Raw genomic sequence first — 14,211 nt, 5'->3', positions numbered from 1 at the left:
TGGATACGACCCGTTCCGTACTGGATACGACCCAACCAGTAGGCGATTGCCCGGCGCTGGAGGATTATCGAAAGCGACTCGTAAAGCACGGCCACGCATCCTGCCCTCTGCAGGCCTGGTCGACCGGACCCTCAGAAAGCCCGGCGACCCACGCGAACCCGAAGACAATATCTCAGGAGTCCATCCATGAAAGGTTCACCCTCGCTGTTACTGGTTGCGTTGCTGTCCGCGCCATTGCTGGCCCAAGCAGCCGAACCCGAGCAATGTCAGACTGTACGCTTCTCCGATGTCGGCTGGACCGACATCACAGTCACGACCGCGACCACCAGCGTTGTGCTCGAAGCACTGGGTTACAAGACCCACACCACCATGATCTCGGTACCGGTGACCTACAAGTCGCTGGCCACCGGCAAGGACCTGGACGTGTTTCTCGGCAACTGGATGCCGACCATGGAGAACGACATCAAGCAGTACCGCGACGCCGGCACGGTAGAAACCGTGCGCGCCAACCTGGAGAACGCCAAGTACACCCTGGCAGTCCCCCAGGCGCTGTACGACAAGGGCCTGAAGGATTTCAGCGACATACCCAAGTTCAAGAAGGAACTGGACGGCAAGATCTACGGCATCGAACCGGGTAACGACGGTAACCGCACCATCCAGAGCATGATCGACAAGAACGCCTTTGGCTTGAAGGACGCCGGTTTCAAGATCGTGCAGTCCAGCGAGGCGGGCATGCTGTCGCAAGTTGACCGCGCGCAGAAACGCGGCGAGGCATTGGTGTTCCTGGGCTGGGAGCCACACCCGATGAACACCCGCTTCAAGATGCAGTACCTGACCGGCGGGGACGACTTCTTCGGCCCCGACTTCGGCAAGGCGACCGTGCTGACAAACACCCGCAAAGGATACACGCAGGAATGCAGCAACGTTGGCCAACTGCTTAAGAACCTGTCGTTCGAGCTCAAGGATGAAAGCACCATGATGGGCTATGTCCTGGACGACAAGATGAAACCCGAGGCCGCCGCCAAGAAATGGATCAAGGACAACCCAGGCAAGCTGGATGCCTGGCTGGCCGGCGTTACCACCGTTGATGGCAAACCAGGCCTGGAGGCGGTCAAGGCCAAGCTTACGCAATAACGAACTACGCAGTAGCGCTACCTCGGGGCAGGACCGTGCCTGCCCCGGGTTGATTTCAATCTATGCAGGTGGAAGCTCGCTATCATGCTTATCGATCAGAAAATACCTCTGGGCCAGTACATCGCGTCGTTCGTCGAATGGCTGACCCAGAACGGCGCGAATTACTTCGACGCCATCGCGCAAGGCCTGGAGTTCATGATCCATGGCGTCACCAGCGCCCTGACTTTCTTCAACCCGTTCGTACTTATCGCCCTGTTCGCCGCCCTGGCGCACTTCATCCAGCGCAAGTGGGCCCTGACCGCATTTGTCGCCCTGTCGTTCCTGCTGATCCTCAACCTGGGATACTGGCAGGAAACCATGGAAACCCTGGCGCAGGTCACCTTCGCCACGGTGGTATGTGTGGTGATCGGCGTGCCACTGGGCATCCTCGCCGCGCACAAGCCGATGTTCTATACCGCCATGCGCCCGGTGCTCGACCTGATGCAGACGGTGCCCACATTCGTCTACCTGATCCCTACCCTGACCCTGTTCGGCCTGGGCGTGGTGCCGGGGCTGATTTCCACCGTGGTGTTCGCCATCGCCGCGCCCATTCGCCTGACCTACCTGGGCATCTGCGACGTGCCACAAGAGTTGATGGACGCCGGCAAGGCCTTTGGCTGCTCGCGTCGTCAACTGCTTACCCGTATCGAACTGCCGCACGCGATGCCAAGCATCGCCGCCGGTGTCACTCAATGCATCATGCTGTCGCTGTCGATGGTGGTCATTGCCGCCCTGGTTGGCGCTGACGGCCTGGGCAAACCTGTGGTCAACGCACTGAACACCGCCGATATCTCCCTGGGCTTCGAAGCGGGCCTGGCGATCGTGCTGCTGGCAATCATGCTCGACCGTATCTGCAAGCAACCGGAACTGCCGGTAAGGGGTGAGGCATGAGCATCATTCGTTTCGAAGACGTCGACGTCATCTTCTCCAACAAGCCGCGCGAGGCACTGGCGCTGCTGGACCAAGGCCAGACCCGCGAGCAGATCCTCAAGCAGACCGGCCTGGTGGTGGGTGTCGAAAAGGCCAACCTCGATATCAACAAAGGCGAGATCTGCGTGCTGATGGGCTTGTCTGGCTCGGGCAAGTCGAGCCTGCTGCGCTGCATCAACGGCCTCAACACCGTCAGCCGTGGCAAGTTGTTCGTCGAGCACGAAGGCAAGCACATCGACATTGCCAACTGCTCCGCGGCCGAGCTGAAGATGATGCGCACCAAGCGCATTGCCATGGTGTTCCAGAAGTTTGCCCTGATGCCTTGGCTGACGGTGCGCGAGAACATCAGCTTTGGCCTGGAAATGCAGGGTCGCCCGGAAAAGGAACGGCGCAAGCTGGTCGACGAGAAGCTTGAGCTGGTGGGCCTGACCCAGTGGCGCAACAAGAAGCCGGATGAGCTGTCTGGCGGCATGCAGCAGCGCGTGGGCCTGGCCCGGGCGCTGGCGATGGATGCCGACATCTTGCTGATGGACGAACCGTTCTCGGCACTGGATCCACTGATCCGCCAGGGCCTGCAAGATGAGCTGCTTGGCCTGCAGGCCAAGTTGAGCAAAACCATCGTGTTCGTCAGCCACGACCTGGACGAGGCGCTGAAACTGGGTACCCGCATTGCGATCATGAAAGACGGTCGGATCATCCAGTACAGCAAGCCGGAGGAGATCGTGCTGAACCCGGCTGACGAATACGTGCGCACCTTCGTCGCCCATACCAACCCGCTGAACGTGCTGTGCGGGCGCAGCCTGATGCGCAGCCTGGACAATTGCAAACGGGTCAATGGCTCGGTGTGCCTGGACCCAGGTATCGATTCGTGGCTGGACCTTGGCGAAGGCGGCGCGCTCAAGCGTGCACGCCAGGGCCAGAACGGGCTGGACATGCAGAAATGGGCACCGGGGCAAGATGTGGAGCTGCTGGAGCGCAGGCCGACCGTGGTGCACGCTGACATCGGCATGCGTGAGGCACTGCAGATTCGTTATCAAACCGGCAACAAGCTGGTGCTGCAGGATAACGACAGGGTGGTGGGGATACTCGGGGATACCGAGCTTTACCACGCGCTGCTCGGCAAGAACCACGGGTGAGGCAATTGGGGCCGCTTCGCGGCCCTTTCGCGGGCACGCCCGCTCCCACAGGTTTGTGGACTGCCCCCAAGAAGTTGGACACCAATCCAACTCTTGGGGGCAGTCCAGGTTTGCTGAGATCTCTGTGGGAGCGGGCGTGCCCGCGAAGGGCTGCAAAGCAGCCCCGATCAATGGATCAGCGAACGACGATCCCGCGCGAAGCCATGTAAGCCTTGGCTTCAGGCACTGTGTACTCGCCAAAGTGGAAGATGCTGGCCGCCAGCACCGCGCTGGCATGCCCTTCCAGAATGCCGTCAGCCAAGTGCTGCAGGTTACCCACACCCCCCGAGGCAATCACCGGAATCCCCAGCGCATCACTGATAGCGCGGGTAACGCCCAGGTCGAAGCCGTTCTTCATGCCGTCTTGGTCCATGCTGGTCAGCAAGATCTCGCCAGCGCCCAGGCCTTCCATCTTCTTCGCCCACTCGACTGCATCCAGCCCGGTCGGTTTGCGCCCGCCGTGAGTGAAAATCTCCCAGCGCGGCGCTTCACCTGGCCCGGACACTTTCTTGGCATCGATGGCGACAACGATGCACTGCGAACCGAAACGGTCCGCCGCCTCGCCAACAAACTCTGGGTTGAACACCGCGGCGGTGTTGATCGAGACCTTGTCGGCACCGGCGTTGAGCAGGTTGCGGATGTCCTGCACGGTCCGCACGCCACCCCCTACCGTCAGCGGGATGAACACCTGGCTGGCCATGCGCTCGACGGTATGCAAAGTGGTGTCGCGGCCATCGACGCTGGCGGTGATGTCGAGAAAGGTGATTTCGTCAGCACCTTGCTCGTCGTAGCGACGGGCGATTTCCACCGGGTCGCCGGCATCACGGATGTTCTCGAACTTGACGCCCTTGACCACCCGGCCGTTGTCCACGTCCAGGCAAGGGATAATGCGCTTGGCCAGTGCCATGGTTCAGTCCTCAGGCTTGGTAGTTGTCACAGAAGGCCTGGGCCTCAGCAACATCCAGGGTGCCTTCGTAGATGGCACGGCCGGTGATGGCGCCGATGATGCCCGGGGCCTTGGCGTCCAGCAGCGCCTTGATGTCGCCCAGGTTGTGAATGCCGCCCGAGGCGATCACCGGGATACGGGTGGCTTCAGCCAGTGCCTTGGTGAAGGGCACGTTGCAGCCCTGCATCATGCCGTCCTTTGCGATGTCGGTGTAGACGATCGCCGAGACGCCATCGGCCTCGAAACGCTTGGCCAGGTCGATGACCTGCACCGAGCTCACTTCGGCCCAACCGTCGGTGGCGACGAAACCGTCCTTGGCGTCCAGGCCGACGATGACCTTGCCTGGGAAGGCTTTGCACGCTTCAGCGACGAACTCGGGCTGCTTGACGGCCTTGGTGCCAATGATCACGTAGCTGACGCCAGCCTTGACGTAGTGTTCGATGGTTTCCAGCGAACGGATACCGCCGCCGATCTGGATCGGCAGGTTCGGGTAGCGCTTGGCGATGGCGGTAACCACTTCACCATTGACCGGCTGGCCTTCGAAGGCGCCGTTGAGGTCGACCAGGTGCAGGCGGCGGCAGCCACCCTCGACCCACTTGGCGGCCATGCTCACCGGGTCGTCGGAAAATACCGTAGAGTCTTCCATGCGGCCCTGGCGCAGGCGCACGCAAGCACCGTCCTTCAGATCGATAGCGGGGATAATCAGCATCTTGGGAACCTGTCTATTTGTTGGGTTTCAGGGCTTCTCGAGTGCCCACAGGTCGCTTTCGATGCTCTCGAACCGCTCCTTGAGGTGCAGCTGAACATCGGCAATCGCCCTGTTGTAGTAATGGGGTGCAATCTCTTTGCTGAACAGCTCGAGGACCTCGGCCACCTCGAACGACCCCAACTGCAGCTCGAAGCGGTCTTCGAGAAAACGCTTCAAGGTATCGAGCGCTTCGCGCTCCTGCTCGGGGGCCAGGGTGATGGTCGGGGCCTTGGTCTTCGACCTGCTCATTTACCAGCGCCCGTCCCAGGCGATGAAGTTCTGCAGCAGCTGCAGGCCATGGGTATGGCTCTTCTCCGGGTGGAACTGCACGGCAAAACGCGAACCGTCGGCCAGCGCTGCGGCGAAATCGACGCCATAGTGACCGCGTCCCACCACCTGGCCCGGCTTGCCGGCATTGATGTAGTAGCTGTGCACGAAGTAGAAACGTGCGCGGTCAGGGATGTCATGCCACAGCGGGTGGTCGATGGTCTGGCTGACTTCGTTCCAGCCCATGTGCGGCACCTTCAGGTGCTCGCCCTCTTCTTGCAGGTCTTTGCCGAAAAAGCGCACCTGGCCAGGGAACAGGCCAATGCAGTCGACGCCGTTGTTTTCCTCACTGTGCTCGAGCAGCGCCTGCATACCGACGCAGATGCCGAGGAACGGGCGGTCCTGGCTGACTTCGCGCACCAGGCTGTCGAAGCCCAGGCGGCGGATTTCGGCCATGCAGTCGCGAATCGCGCCCACGCCCGGGAACACCACACGGTCGGCCTCGCGGATCACCGAGGCATCGCTGGTCACCAGCACTTTACCGGCACCTACGTGCTCAAGCGCCTTGGCCACCGAGTGCAGGTTACCCATGCCATAGTCGATTACGGCTACCGTTTGCATTTACAGGCACCCTTTGGTGGAAGGCATCTGCCCGGCCATACGCTCGTCGAGGGTGATGGCCATGCGCAGGGCACGGCCGAAAGCCTTGAATACGGTTTCGATCTGGTGGTGGGTGTTGTGACCACGCAGGTTGTCGATGTGCAGGGTTACCAGGGCGTGGTTGACGAAGCCCTGGAAAAACTCCTGAAACAGGTCGACATCGAAACCGCCAACGCTTGCACGGGTATACGGCACGTGCATCTGCAGGCCTGGGCGGCCAGAGAAGTCGATGACCACGCGTGACAGCGCTTCGTCCAGCGGCACGTAGGCGTGGCCGTAGCGGAAGATACCTTTCTTGTCACCGATAGCTTGGGCGAATGCCATGCCCAGGGTGATGCCGACGTCTTCGACGGTATGGTGATCGTCGATATGCGTGTCACCCTTGCACTCGATATCCAGATCGATCAGCCCATGGCGGGCGATCTGGTCCAGCATGTGTTCAAGGAAAGGCACACCGATATCGAATCGGGCCTTGCCACTGCCATCGAGGTTGATCGAGCACTTGACCTGGGTTTCCAGGGTATTGCGCTCGACGGAAGCCTTACGTTCGACCATCACCAGCTCCGCAAAATCATTGGGCGAAAAGGGTTTCATTATAGGCCCAGAACGCGCCAGCTTGAAACGCGCATGACATATGGCAAAGCCAGGTTTTACGCGGGCTGGATGCTGCTACAGGTCTATACAACCACAGCAGCCCGCTCCTGCAGCGGCGAAAGGGGCGCAACACGCGCCCCCCCTGATCAATAGAACAGCACAGCGGTCTTTTGCAAGGTCACCCAAACACCCCAGGCCAACGGCACAACCACCACCGCCCAGGCCAGCAGCACCAGTGGCAGGCTGCCTGGCGCCGCCTTCCACTCCAGCGACCGCGCCCCATCGGCGCCCTTGTCATGGCTCAACGCGCGCTCGGCCGCCAGTTCGGCATCACTCATGAAGTGCTTGTCGGCCACCGGGCGCACCAGCATGTTGCAGATAAAGCCCAGCACCAGCAGACCCGCGAGGATGTACAAGGTCATGTCATAAGCCGCCGCCCGCTCCACGCCTGCTGCCAGTTGATACTCGCGCAGGTAGGTGATCAGCACCGGCCCCAGCACCCCCGCTGCCGCCCAGGCGGTCAGCAGGCGGCCATGGATGGCACCCACCATCTGCGTGCCGAACAGGTCGGCCAGGTAGGCCGGCACCGTTGCAAAACCACCGCCATACATCGACAGAATGATGCAGAACGCTGCCACGAAAAGTGCCACGTTGCCCAGGTGCCCCATGTTCGGCACAAGGCTGTACAAGCCCACGCCCAAGGCGAAGAAGGCAAAGTAGGTGTTCTTGCGGCCGATGTAGTCGGAGAACGATGCCCAGAAGAACCGGCCGCCAATGTTGAACAGGCTCAGCAGGCCGGTAAAGCCGGCGGCGATCGCGGCAATCTGCGCCAACTGCGCAGTGCTCAGCTGGCTGAAGGTCAGTTCGTTGCCCAGTAACTTACCGGCGAACACTTCCTGCAGCAGCGGTGACGCCATGCCCAAAATGCCGATGCCCGCCGACACGTTCAGGCACAGCACCAGCCAGATCAGCGCGAACTGCGGGGTCTTCCAGGCCACACTGACGTGCACGTGGCGGTCGGTGACCATGGCGTTACTGGCATTCTTCAACGGCGCAGCCCAGCCTTCAGGCTTCCAGCCGGTCGGTGGTACGCGATACGCCAGGGCGCCAGCGGTCATGAACACAAAGTAGATCGCCGCCATGGCGACAAAGCTCTGCCATACGCCAACTTCGTGCTCATTGCCAAAATGCCCCATAAGCGCGGTGGCCAGCGGCGCCCCGACCATGGCCCCGCCGCCGAAGCCCATGATCGCCATACCGGTGGCCATGCCGCGTTTGTCCGGGAACCACTTGATCAAGGTCGACACGGGTGAGATGTAGCCCAGGCCCAGGCCGATACCGCCAATCACGCCGGAGCCAAGCCACATCAGCCACAATTGATGGGTTTTCACACCTATCGCCGAAAGTAGCATGCCACCGCACCAGCACAAGGCCGACACCAGGCCAGCCTTGCGCGGCCCGGCGTGCTCCAGCCAGCCGCCCAGCACCGCCGCCGAGCAACCGAGGAAGACGAAGAACAGGGTGTAGATCCAGCTCAGCATCGAGATTGGCCAGTCGCATTCGGCGCTGAACATCCGGGCCATGAAGCCCATGTCTGCCGCACAGGCGACGGGGGCGGTGATCCCCAGGGCTTGCGACAAGGGCAGCCAGAATACCGAGAAGCCGTAGGCCATACCGATGCACAGGTGAATGGCCAAGGCAGCTGGCGGGACCAGCCAGCGGTTGAAGCCCGGGCGGGCGATTATGCGTTCCTTCGACAGGAAGCCTGGCTCACTGGCCGAGCTTCCCGTCGCGACGGTACTGGTCATGAATCTGATCCTTGTTATAGGGAGGGTGCTCGCGAAGCGGCGCAAGGGTAGCAGCATCAAGCAGCATGAAAGCAATCTGCCATCGTCCATTTTTGCCTAACTGAATCGGTCATGTCCCCGGCAAATGCTCAGTATTAAGCTGTCGAAAGCCGTACCCTCTGATGCAGGCGTAGGAATTTTCTACATCTCTAGTCGTACAAGCAGGGGTAACCGCTACAGCGTTATACTCTGCCGCCTGAACTCACTAACGGACTAAAAGGACTCGCCCATGAAAGCGTTCGGCAAAATCCTGGGACTGGGGCTTCTCGGGTTACTGCTGATCATCGTGGCGCTGGGCTTCGCCCTGACCCACCTCTTTGATCCCAACGACTACAAAGACGAGATTCGCCAGCTGGCACGCGACAAGGCCCACGTCGAACTGACCCTCAATGGTGACATCGGCTGGAGCCTGTTCCCGTGGCTGGGTCTGGAGCTGCACGAAGCCAGCATCGCTACCTTGAACAAACCCAAGGAACCGTTCGCCGACCTGCAGATGCTTGGCCTTTCAGTCCGTGTGCTGCCGCTGCTGCGCCGCGAAGTGCAAATGAGCGACGTACGTGTCGAGGGCCTGAACCTGACCCTGGCGCGTGACGAACAGGGCCATGGCAACTGGGAGGACATCGGCAAGCCGCTACCCGCGCAAAATGGCGCAGGCACCGATGCACAGGCACAGGCACCTGCCGAGCAGGCGCCTGCGACCACCGACAGCAACGACCGCGCCATCAAGCTGGACATCGACAGCCTGACCGTGAACAACGCCCGCGTGCAGTACACCGATGCCAAGACCGGCCAAAATTACAGCGCCGAGAGCATCCAGCTGAGCACCGGCCCGGTCCATGAAGGCGCAAACATCCCGCTCAAGGCCAGCGCCTTCGTCAGCGCCAGCCAGCCGAGCATCAAAGCCCGTACCGAGCTGGCCGGCGAATTGCGCTTCGACCGCAAGCTCAAGCGCTACAACTTCGAAGACATGCGCCTGTCGGGCGAGACCTCGGGTGAGCCTACCGGCGGCAAGACCGTGACCTTCGCCGCCCAAGGCCAACTGCTGGTCGACCTGGCCGCCAATGTCGCCTCGTGGAACGGCCTGAAAGTCTCGGCCAACCAACTGCGCGCCCTCGGTGAGCTGAACCTGCGTGATCTGGACAAAGCACCCCAGCTGAGCGGCGGCCTGTCCATCGCCCAGTTCAACCTGCGCGCCTTCCTTGAAAGCATTGGCCACCCGCTGCCGGCCACCAACGACCCGGCCGCCTTCGCCAAGCTGGAGCTGGTGACTCGCCTGCAGGGCACGCCCAGCAGCCTGGCCCTGGAAGACCTGGCGGTGAAGCTGGACGACAGCACCTTCAGCGGCCGCGTGGCCGTCGAAGATTTCGCCAAACAAGCCCTGCGCCTGCAGCTTAAGGGCGACACCTTCGACGCCGACCGCTACCTGCCAGCCAAGAGCGAAGAAGCCAAGGGCGCCACCGCTGCGCGCCAGGCCGAGGTCAAGCAACAAGAGGCCAGCGCCGTAGCCGGTGCTGGCACCACACCACTGCCCAACGCCCCAACACACGTGGCATGGAGCGACGACAAGCTGCTGCCGGTCGACCGTCTGCGCGCCCTCGACCTGCAGGCAGACCTGGCCTTCGGCTCGTTGACCCTGGACAAGCTGCCGATCGAGGACGCCCAGCTCAAGGCCGTTGGCCAAGGCGGCCTGCTGACCCTGCAAACCTTGCGCGGAGCGCTGTACAACGGCACCTTCGAAGCCAAGGGTACGGTCGACGTTCGCCCTGCCGTGCCACAGCTGGGTGTGAACACCAATATCCAGCGGGTGCCGGTGGAACACTTCATCAAGGCCGAAGGCAAGGAACAGACGCCGCCGGTCAAGGGCCTGCTGACCCTGACCAGTGATCTGACAGCCACCGGTAACAGCCAGAAGGCACTGGTCGACACCCTGAACGGCAGCGCAAACTTCGCCATCAACGATGGCGTGCTGGTCAATGCCAACCTGGAACAGCAGCTGTGCCAGGCCATCGCCACGCTCAATCGCAAGACGCTGAGCAGCGAACCACGCGGCAAGGACACCCCGTTCCAGGAACTGCGCGGCAGCCTGGTAGTACGCAATGGCGTCGCCAGCAACCCGGACCTCAAGGCGCGCATCCCGGGCCTCACCGTCAATGGCCATGGTGACCTCGACCTGCGCGTGCTGGGCATGGACTACAACGTCGGTGTAGTCGTCGAAGGCGACCAGCGTGCCATGCCGGACCCGGCCTGCCAGGTCAACGAACGTTATGTAGGTGTTGAAGTACCCCTGCGCTGCCGTGGTCCGCTGGAACTCGGCGCAAAGGCCTGCCGCCTGGACCAGAACGGCCTGGGTAAGGTTGCCGCCAAACTGGCCGGCAACCGCCTGAAGGACAAGATCGATGAAAAGCTTGATGAAAAACTTGGAGACAAAGTGAGCCCGGAACTGAAAGACGCGCTCAAGGGGCTGTTCAAGCGATGAGCCCCGAGCAGTTCTCCAGCGCAGTGCTGGACTGGTATGACGAGCACGGCCGGCACGACCTGCCCTGGCAACAGGGCATCACGCCGTACCGGGTGTGGGTGTCGGAAATCATGTTGCAGCAGACCCAGGTCAGCACCGTGCTCAACTACTTCGACCGCTTCATGCAGGCCCTGCCAACCGTGCAAGCCCTGGCCGAGGCACCGGAGGACGAAGTGCTGCACCTGTGGACGGGCCTGGGTTACTACACCCGCGCACGCAACCTGCAAAAGGCCGCCAAGGTCGTCGTCGAGCAACATGGCGGCGAATTCCCGCGCAGCGTCGAGCAGCTTACCGAGCTGCCCGGCATTGGCCGCTCCACTGCCGGCGCCATCGCCAGCATCAGCATGGGCATCCGCGCACCGATCCTCGACGGCAACGTCAAGCGCGTGCTGGCACGCTACACCGCCCAGGCTGGCTACCCCGGCGAACCCAAGGTTGCCAACCAGCTATGGGCCACTGCCGAGCGCTTTACCCCGCAACAACGCGCCAACCACTACACCCAGGCGATGATGGACATGGGCGCCACGCTGTGCACGCGCAGCAAGCCCAGTTGCCTGATCTGCCCGTTGCAGCGCGGCTGCGAAGCGCACCTGCACGGCGAAGAAACCCGCTACCCAGAGCCCAAACCGCGCAAGGCGCTGCCGCAACGGCGCACACTGATGCCACTGCTGGCCAACCACGAAGGCGCCATCCTGCTTTACCGCCGCCCCTCCAGCGGCCTGTGGGGTGGTTTGTGGAGCCTCCCGGAGCTGGACGACATCGCCCAGCTCGACGACCTGGCCTACCAGCACGGCCTGCGCCTGGCTGGCCGCCACGCCATGGACGGCCTGACCCACACCTTCAGCCACTTCCAGCTGGCGATCGAGCCTTGGCTCGTGCGCGTCGACCCGGTCGGCGAGCACGTGGTCGAGGCCGACTGGCTCTGGTATAACCTCGCCACCCCGCCGCGCCTGGGCCTCGCCGCTCCGGTGAAAAAGCTGCTTGAACGCGCGACCGACGAACTGATTGCAGGAGACGCCCGATGACCCGCACCGTGATGTGCCGCAAATACCAAGAAGAACTGCCAGGCCTGGAACGCCCGCCCTATCCCGGTGCCAAGGGCCAGGACATCTTCGAACACATCTCGCAGAAAGCCTGGGCCGACTGGCAGAAGCACCAGACCATGCTGATCAACGAGAAGCGCCTGAACATGATGAACGCCGAGGACCGCAAATTCCTCCAGGCTGAGATGGACAAGTTTTTCGCCGGCGAAGAATACGCCCAGGCCGAAGGCTACGTTCCACCGGCCGAATGACCCCAAAAAACGTAAGCGACGGAATTAATTTAAAATTTTTTCAAAAAGTCGTTGACGAGCGGTCCGGAAATCTATTTAATTCACCTCGTCGCCCAGATAGCTCAGTCGGTAGAGCAGAGGATTGAAAATCCTCGTGTCGGCGGTTCGACTCCGTCTCTGGGCACCACCTTCAAGCTTCTGGTGGTTGCAAAGTTACCCGAAGCGACAACAAGAAACCCGCCTAGTGCGGGTTTTTTGTTGCCTGTGATTTTTTCGCATTGATCAGCATCAAATAGCCATCATTCGTTCACCTTCATAATCGAAAACGGACATCCGTATCGACTAGCAAGGCCCTCCATGAGCGAAGAATCCCCCCTCCTGCTCCCCGCCCCCAGCGAACCCACCACCGCACCGATCCGCACACGCCGCACACGCCAGCGCAAGCCGGAGCCGACAATAACCCGCATCAGCCAGCAACCCGCAGCACTGGAAGTTGCCACCGCCCCCAAAGGCAGCAACGAAGACAGCACCTCGGCACGCCTGCCGGCCAGCTACCCTTACCGCACCCGCCTGCGCCGCCAGGACTACGACAAGGCCAAGCATGCATTGCAGATCGAGCTGCTAAAGGTACAGAGCTGGGTGAAGGAAACCGGCCAGCGTGTGGTGATCCTGTTCGAAGGGCGCGATGCCGCAGGCAAAGGCGGCACCATCAAGCGCTTCATGGAGCACCTCAACCCACGCGGTGCGCGCATTGTCGCCCTGGAGAAGCCTTCCGAGCAGGAGAAAGGCCAGTGGTACTTCCAGCGCTACATCCAGCACCTGCCCACGGAGGGTGAAATGGTGTTCTTCGACCGCTCCTGGTACAACCGTGCCGGGGTTGAGAAGGTGATGGACTTCTGCACGCCACTGCAATACCTGGAATTCATGCGTCAGGCCCCAGACCTGGAGCGCATGCTGTGCAACAGTGGCATCCTGCTGTTCAAGTACTGGTTTTCGGTGAACCGCGAAGAGCAGTTGCGACGCTTCATTTCGCGCCGGGACGACCCGCTCAAGCACTGGAAGCTGTCGCCCATCGACATCAAGTCGCTGGACAAGTGGGAGGACTACACTTCGGCCAAAGAGGCGATGTTCTTCCATACCGATACAGCCGATGCGCCGTGGACGGTGATCAAGTCCGATGACAAGAAGCGGGCGCGGATCAACTGCATCCGGCACTTCCTGCATTCGCTGGACTACCCAGGCAAAGACCCTCGGGTGGCACATGCACCCGACCCTCTGCTGGTAGGCCGAGCTTCACACGGCTTCGAAGAAGACGAGACTCCGCAGCTGGCCACCTGAAGGCTCGGTATGCCGGCCAGCATGGCTGGCAGTGGGAGAGAAGCTGCGTAGGGCCCTCGGCCAGCATCATCTGGAGATGTCTCCCACAGACGTCTCACTAAGCTGCAGCGCTCAGGAGCGTTGCTTGGGTTTATCGTGCAATTGCGCTTCAATACGCGCACTTTCAGACACACCCAAGGATTTCCCCATGGCCACCCCTACCAAGCAACAGAAACGCGCCAAGCGCGCCGCCAGCAAGGCCAAGCAGAACCGCATGGTACGCAGCGGCCAAGCGGTCAAGGCCAGCGCCGGCGACAGCGCCAGCGTCGAGCAGGTGTATAAAAAGGCCATGGAGTCGGGCAGCTATGACGCGATGTTCAACAAGATGAAGGAAGCCCAGGAAGGCGGCCTGGTGCCAATGATCTCGGTGTTCCTGGTGGATCCGCTGCTCGCCCTGGTGCTCAAGGGGCACAAGGAAGAACACGCCACCGACTACATCGTGCTGGTGTTCAACGCCTACCGCAAATGGCTGGACGGCGCTGACGAAGAGACCACCATGGCCTGGTTGGAGAGTGATGAGTTCCAGGACGCCTATATCGCTGCTTCCGAACTCGTGGCCAAGCAGCAGCAACAGCAGAAGCAGTTTGGCTGACAGGGCCATGTAACCCGTTGTGGCCTCCGCGCGGCCCCTGTAGGAGCGGGTTTACCCGCGAATACGATGGCGGCTGCGACGGTGATTCGCCAGGGAAATTGGCCAGCAGGCCCG

The 14,211-nt window shown here is 61.6% G+C and carries 14 protein-coding genes and 1 tRNA gene; 9 read left to right on the top strand and 6 right to left on the bottom strand.

Translation table 11 applies throughout. The features are described 5' to 3' along the window. Window positions 1–186 precede the first annotated feature (186 nt). From ACK59Z_RS18120 to choV, 3 genes are all read left to right on the top strand, one after another. Entirely contained in the window at window positions 187–1,134 is a 948-nt protein-coding gene (locus ACK59Z_RS18120) for a choline ABC transporter substrate-binding protein (protein WP_010951661.1), read from the top strand. Window positions 1,135–1,215: 81 nt separating this feature from the next. After that, window positions 1,216–2,064 (top strand): choline ABC transporter permease subunit, encoded by an 849-nt coding sequence (choW, locus tag ACK59Z_RS18115; protein WP_172830946.1) that lies wholly within the window; start codon window positions 1,216–1,218, stop codon window positions 2,062–2,064. Beyond that, a complete protein-coding gene (gene choV, locus ACK59Z_RS18110; protein ID WP_010951660.1) occupies window positions 2,061–3,239 on the top strand; it encodes a choline ABC transporter ATP-binding protein in 1,179 nt (392 codons plus the stop codon). Before choW ends, choV begins: the two co-directional genes overlap by 4 nt. Before the next feature lie 175 nt (window positions 3,240–3,414). Here choV and hisF read toward each other — a convergent pair whose 3' ends face one another. The 6 genes from hisF to ACK59Z_RS18080 form a co-directional block, all read right to left on the bottom strand. Beyond that, on the bottom strand, window positions 3,415–4,185 hold the full coding sequence (gene hisF / locus ACK59Z_RS18105) for an imidazole glycerol phosphate synthase subunit HisF (protein WP_003255729.1): 771 nt from the start codon (window positions 4,183–4,185) through the stop codon (window positions 3,415–3,417). 10 nt (window positions 4,186–4,195) lie between these two features. Continuing rightward, the gene (gene hisA, locus ACK59Z_RS18100) at window positions 4,196–4,933 is read right to left on the bottom strand and encodes a 1-(5-phosphoribosyl)-5-[(5-phosphoribosylamino)methylideneamino]imidazole-4-carboxamide isomerase (RefSeq protein ID WP_108191859.1); all 738 of its coding nucleotides are present in this window, start codon (window positions 4,931–4,933) and stop codon (window positions 4,196–4,198) included. Between the two features lie 27 nt (window positions 4,934–4,960). Further along, window positions 4,961–5,221, bottom strand: coding sequence for a DUF2164 domain-containing protein (locus ACK59Z_RS18095; RefSeq protein WP_003255734.1), 261 nt, complete (start codon window positions 5,219–5,221; stop codon window positions 4,961–4,963). Beyond that, window positions 5,222–5,860, bottom strand: coding sequence for an imidazole glycerol phosphate synthase subunit HisH (hisH, locus tag ACK59Z_RS18090; RefSeq protein WP_003255735.1), 639 nt, complete (start codon window positions 5,858–5,860; stop codon window positions 5,222–5,224). Then, window positions 5,861–6,454 (bottom strand): imidazoleglycerol-phosphate dehydratase HisB, encoded by a 594-nt coding sequence (gene hisB, locus ACK59Z_RS18085; RefSeq protein WP_003255736.1) that lies wholly within the window; start codon window positions 6,452–6,454, stop codon window positions 5,861–5,863. A 185-nt stretch (window positions 6,455–6,639) separates the two neighbouring features. Beyond that, window positions 6,640–8,301 (bottom strand): OFA family MFS transporter, encoded by a 1,662-nt coding sequence (locus ACK59Z_RS18080; protein WP_003255739.1) that lies wholly within the window; start codon window positions 8,299–8,301, stop codon window positions 6,640–6,642. 268 nt (window positions 8,302–8,569) lie between these two features. Here ACK59Z_RS18080 and ACK59Z_RS18075 point away from each other — a divergent pair, with 268 nt between their 5' ends. From ACK59Z_RS18075 to ACK59Z_RS18050, 6 genes are all read left to right on the top strand, one after another. After that, on the top strand, window positions 8,570–10,816 hold the full coding sequence (locus tag ACK59Z_RS18075; protein ID WP_108191860.1) for an AsmA family protein: 2,247 nt from the start codon (window positions 8,570–8,572) through the stop codon (window positions 10,814–10,816). Then, window positions 10,813–11,880, top strand: a complete 1,068-nt coding sequence (gene mutY / locus ACK59Z_RS18070; protein WP_003255741.1) for an A/G-specific adenine glycosylase — start codon at window positions 10,813–10,815, stop codon at window positions 11,878–11,880. Before ACK59Z_RS18075 ends, mutY begins: the two co-directional genes overlap by 4 nt. Continuing rightward, a complete protein-coding gene (locus ACK59Z_RS18065) occupies window positions 11,877–12,149 on the top strand; it encodes an oxidative damage protection protein (RefSeq protein WP_003255742.1) in 273 nt (90 codons plus the stop codon). The genes mutY and ACK59Z_RS18065 overlap by 4 nt, the downstream gene beginning before the upstream one ends. 90 nt (window positions 12,150–12,239) lie before the next feature. After that, window positions 12,240–12,315 (top strand) — tRNA-Phe (locus ACK59Z_RS18060). A 170-nt stretch (window positions 12,316–12,485) separates the two neighbouring features. After that, window positions 12,486–13,466, top strand: a complete 981-nt coding sequence (gene ppk2 / locus ACK59Z_RS18055) for a polyphosphate kinase 2 (RefSeq protein ID WP_232891519.1) — start codon at window positions 12,486–12,488, stop codon at window positions 13,464–13,466. A gap of 187 nt (window positions 13,467–13,653) precedes the next feature. After that, on the top strand, window positions 13,654–14,097 hold the full coding sequence (locus tag ACK59Z_RS18050) for a hypothetical protein (RefSeq protein ID WP_011953234.1): 444 nt from the start codon (window positions 13,654–13,656) through the stop codon (window positions 14,095–14,097). The last annotated feature ends 114 nt before the right edge of the window (window positions 14,098–14,211 follow it).

Source organism: Pseudomonas sp. KCJK9058 (assembly GCF_046230975.1).
Classification (GTDB): Bacteria; Pseudomonadota; Gammaproteobacteria; order Pseudomonadales; family Pseudomonadaceae; genus Aquipseudomonas; species Aquipseudomonas alloputida.
This window is presented reverse-complemented; position numbering and strand designations above follow the sequence as displayed.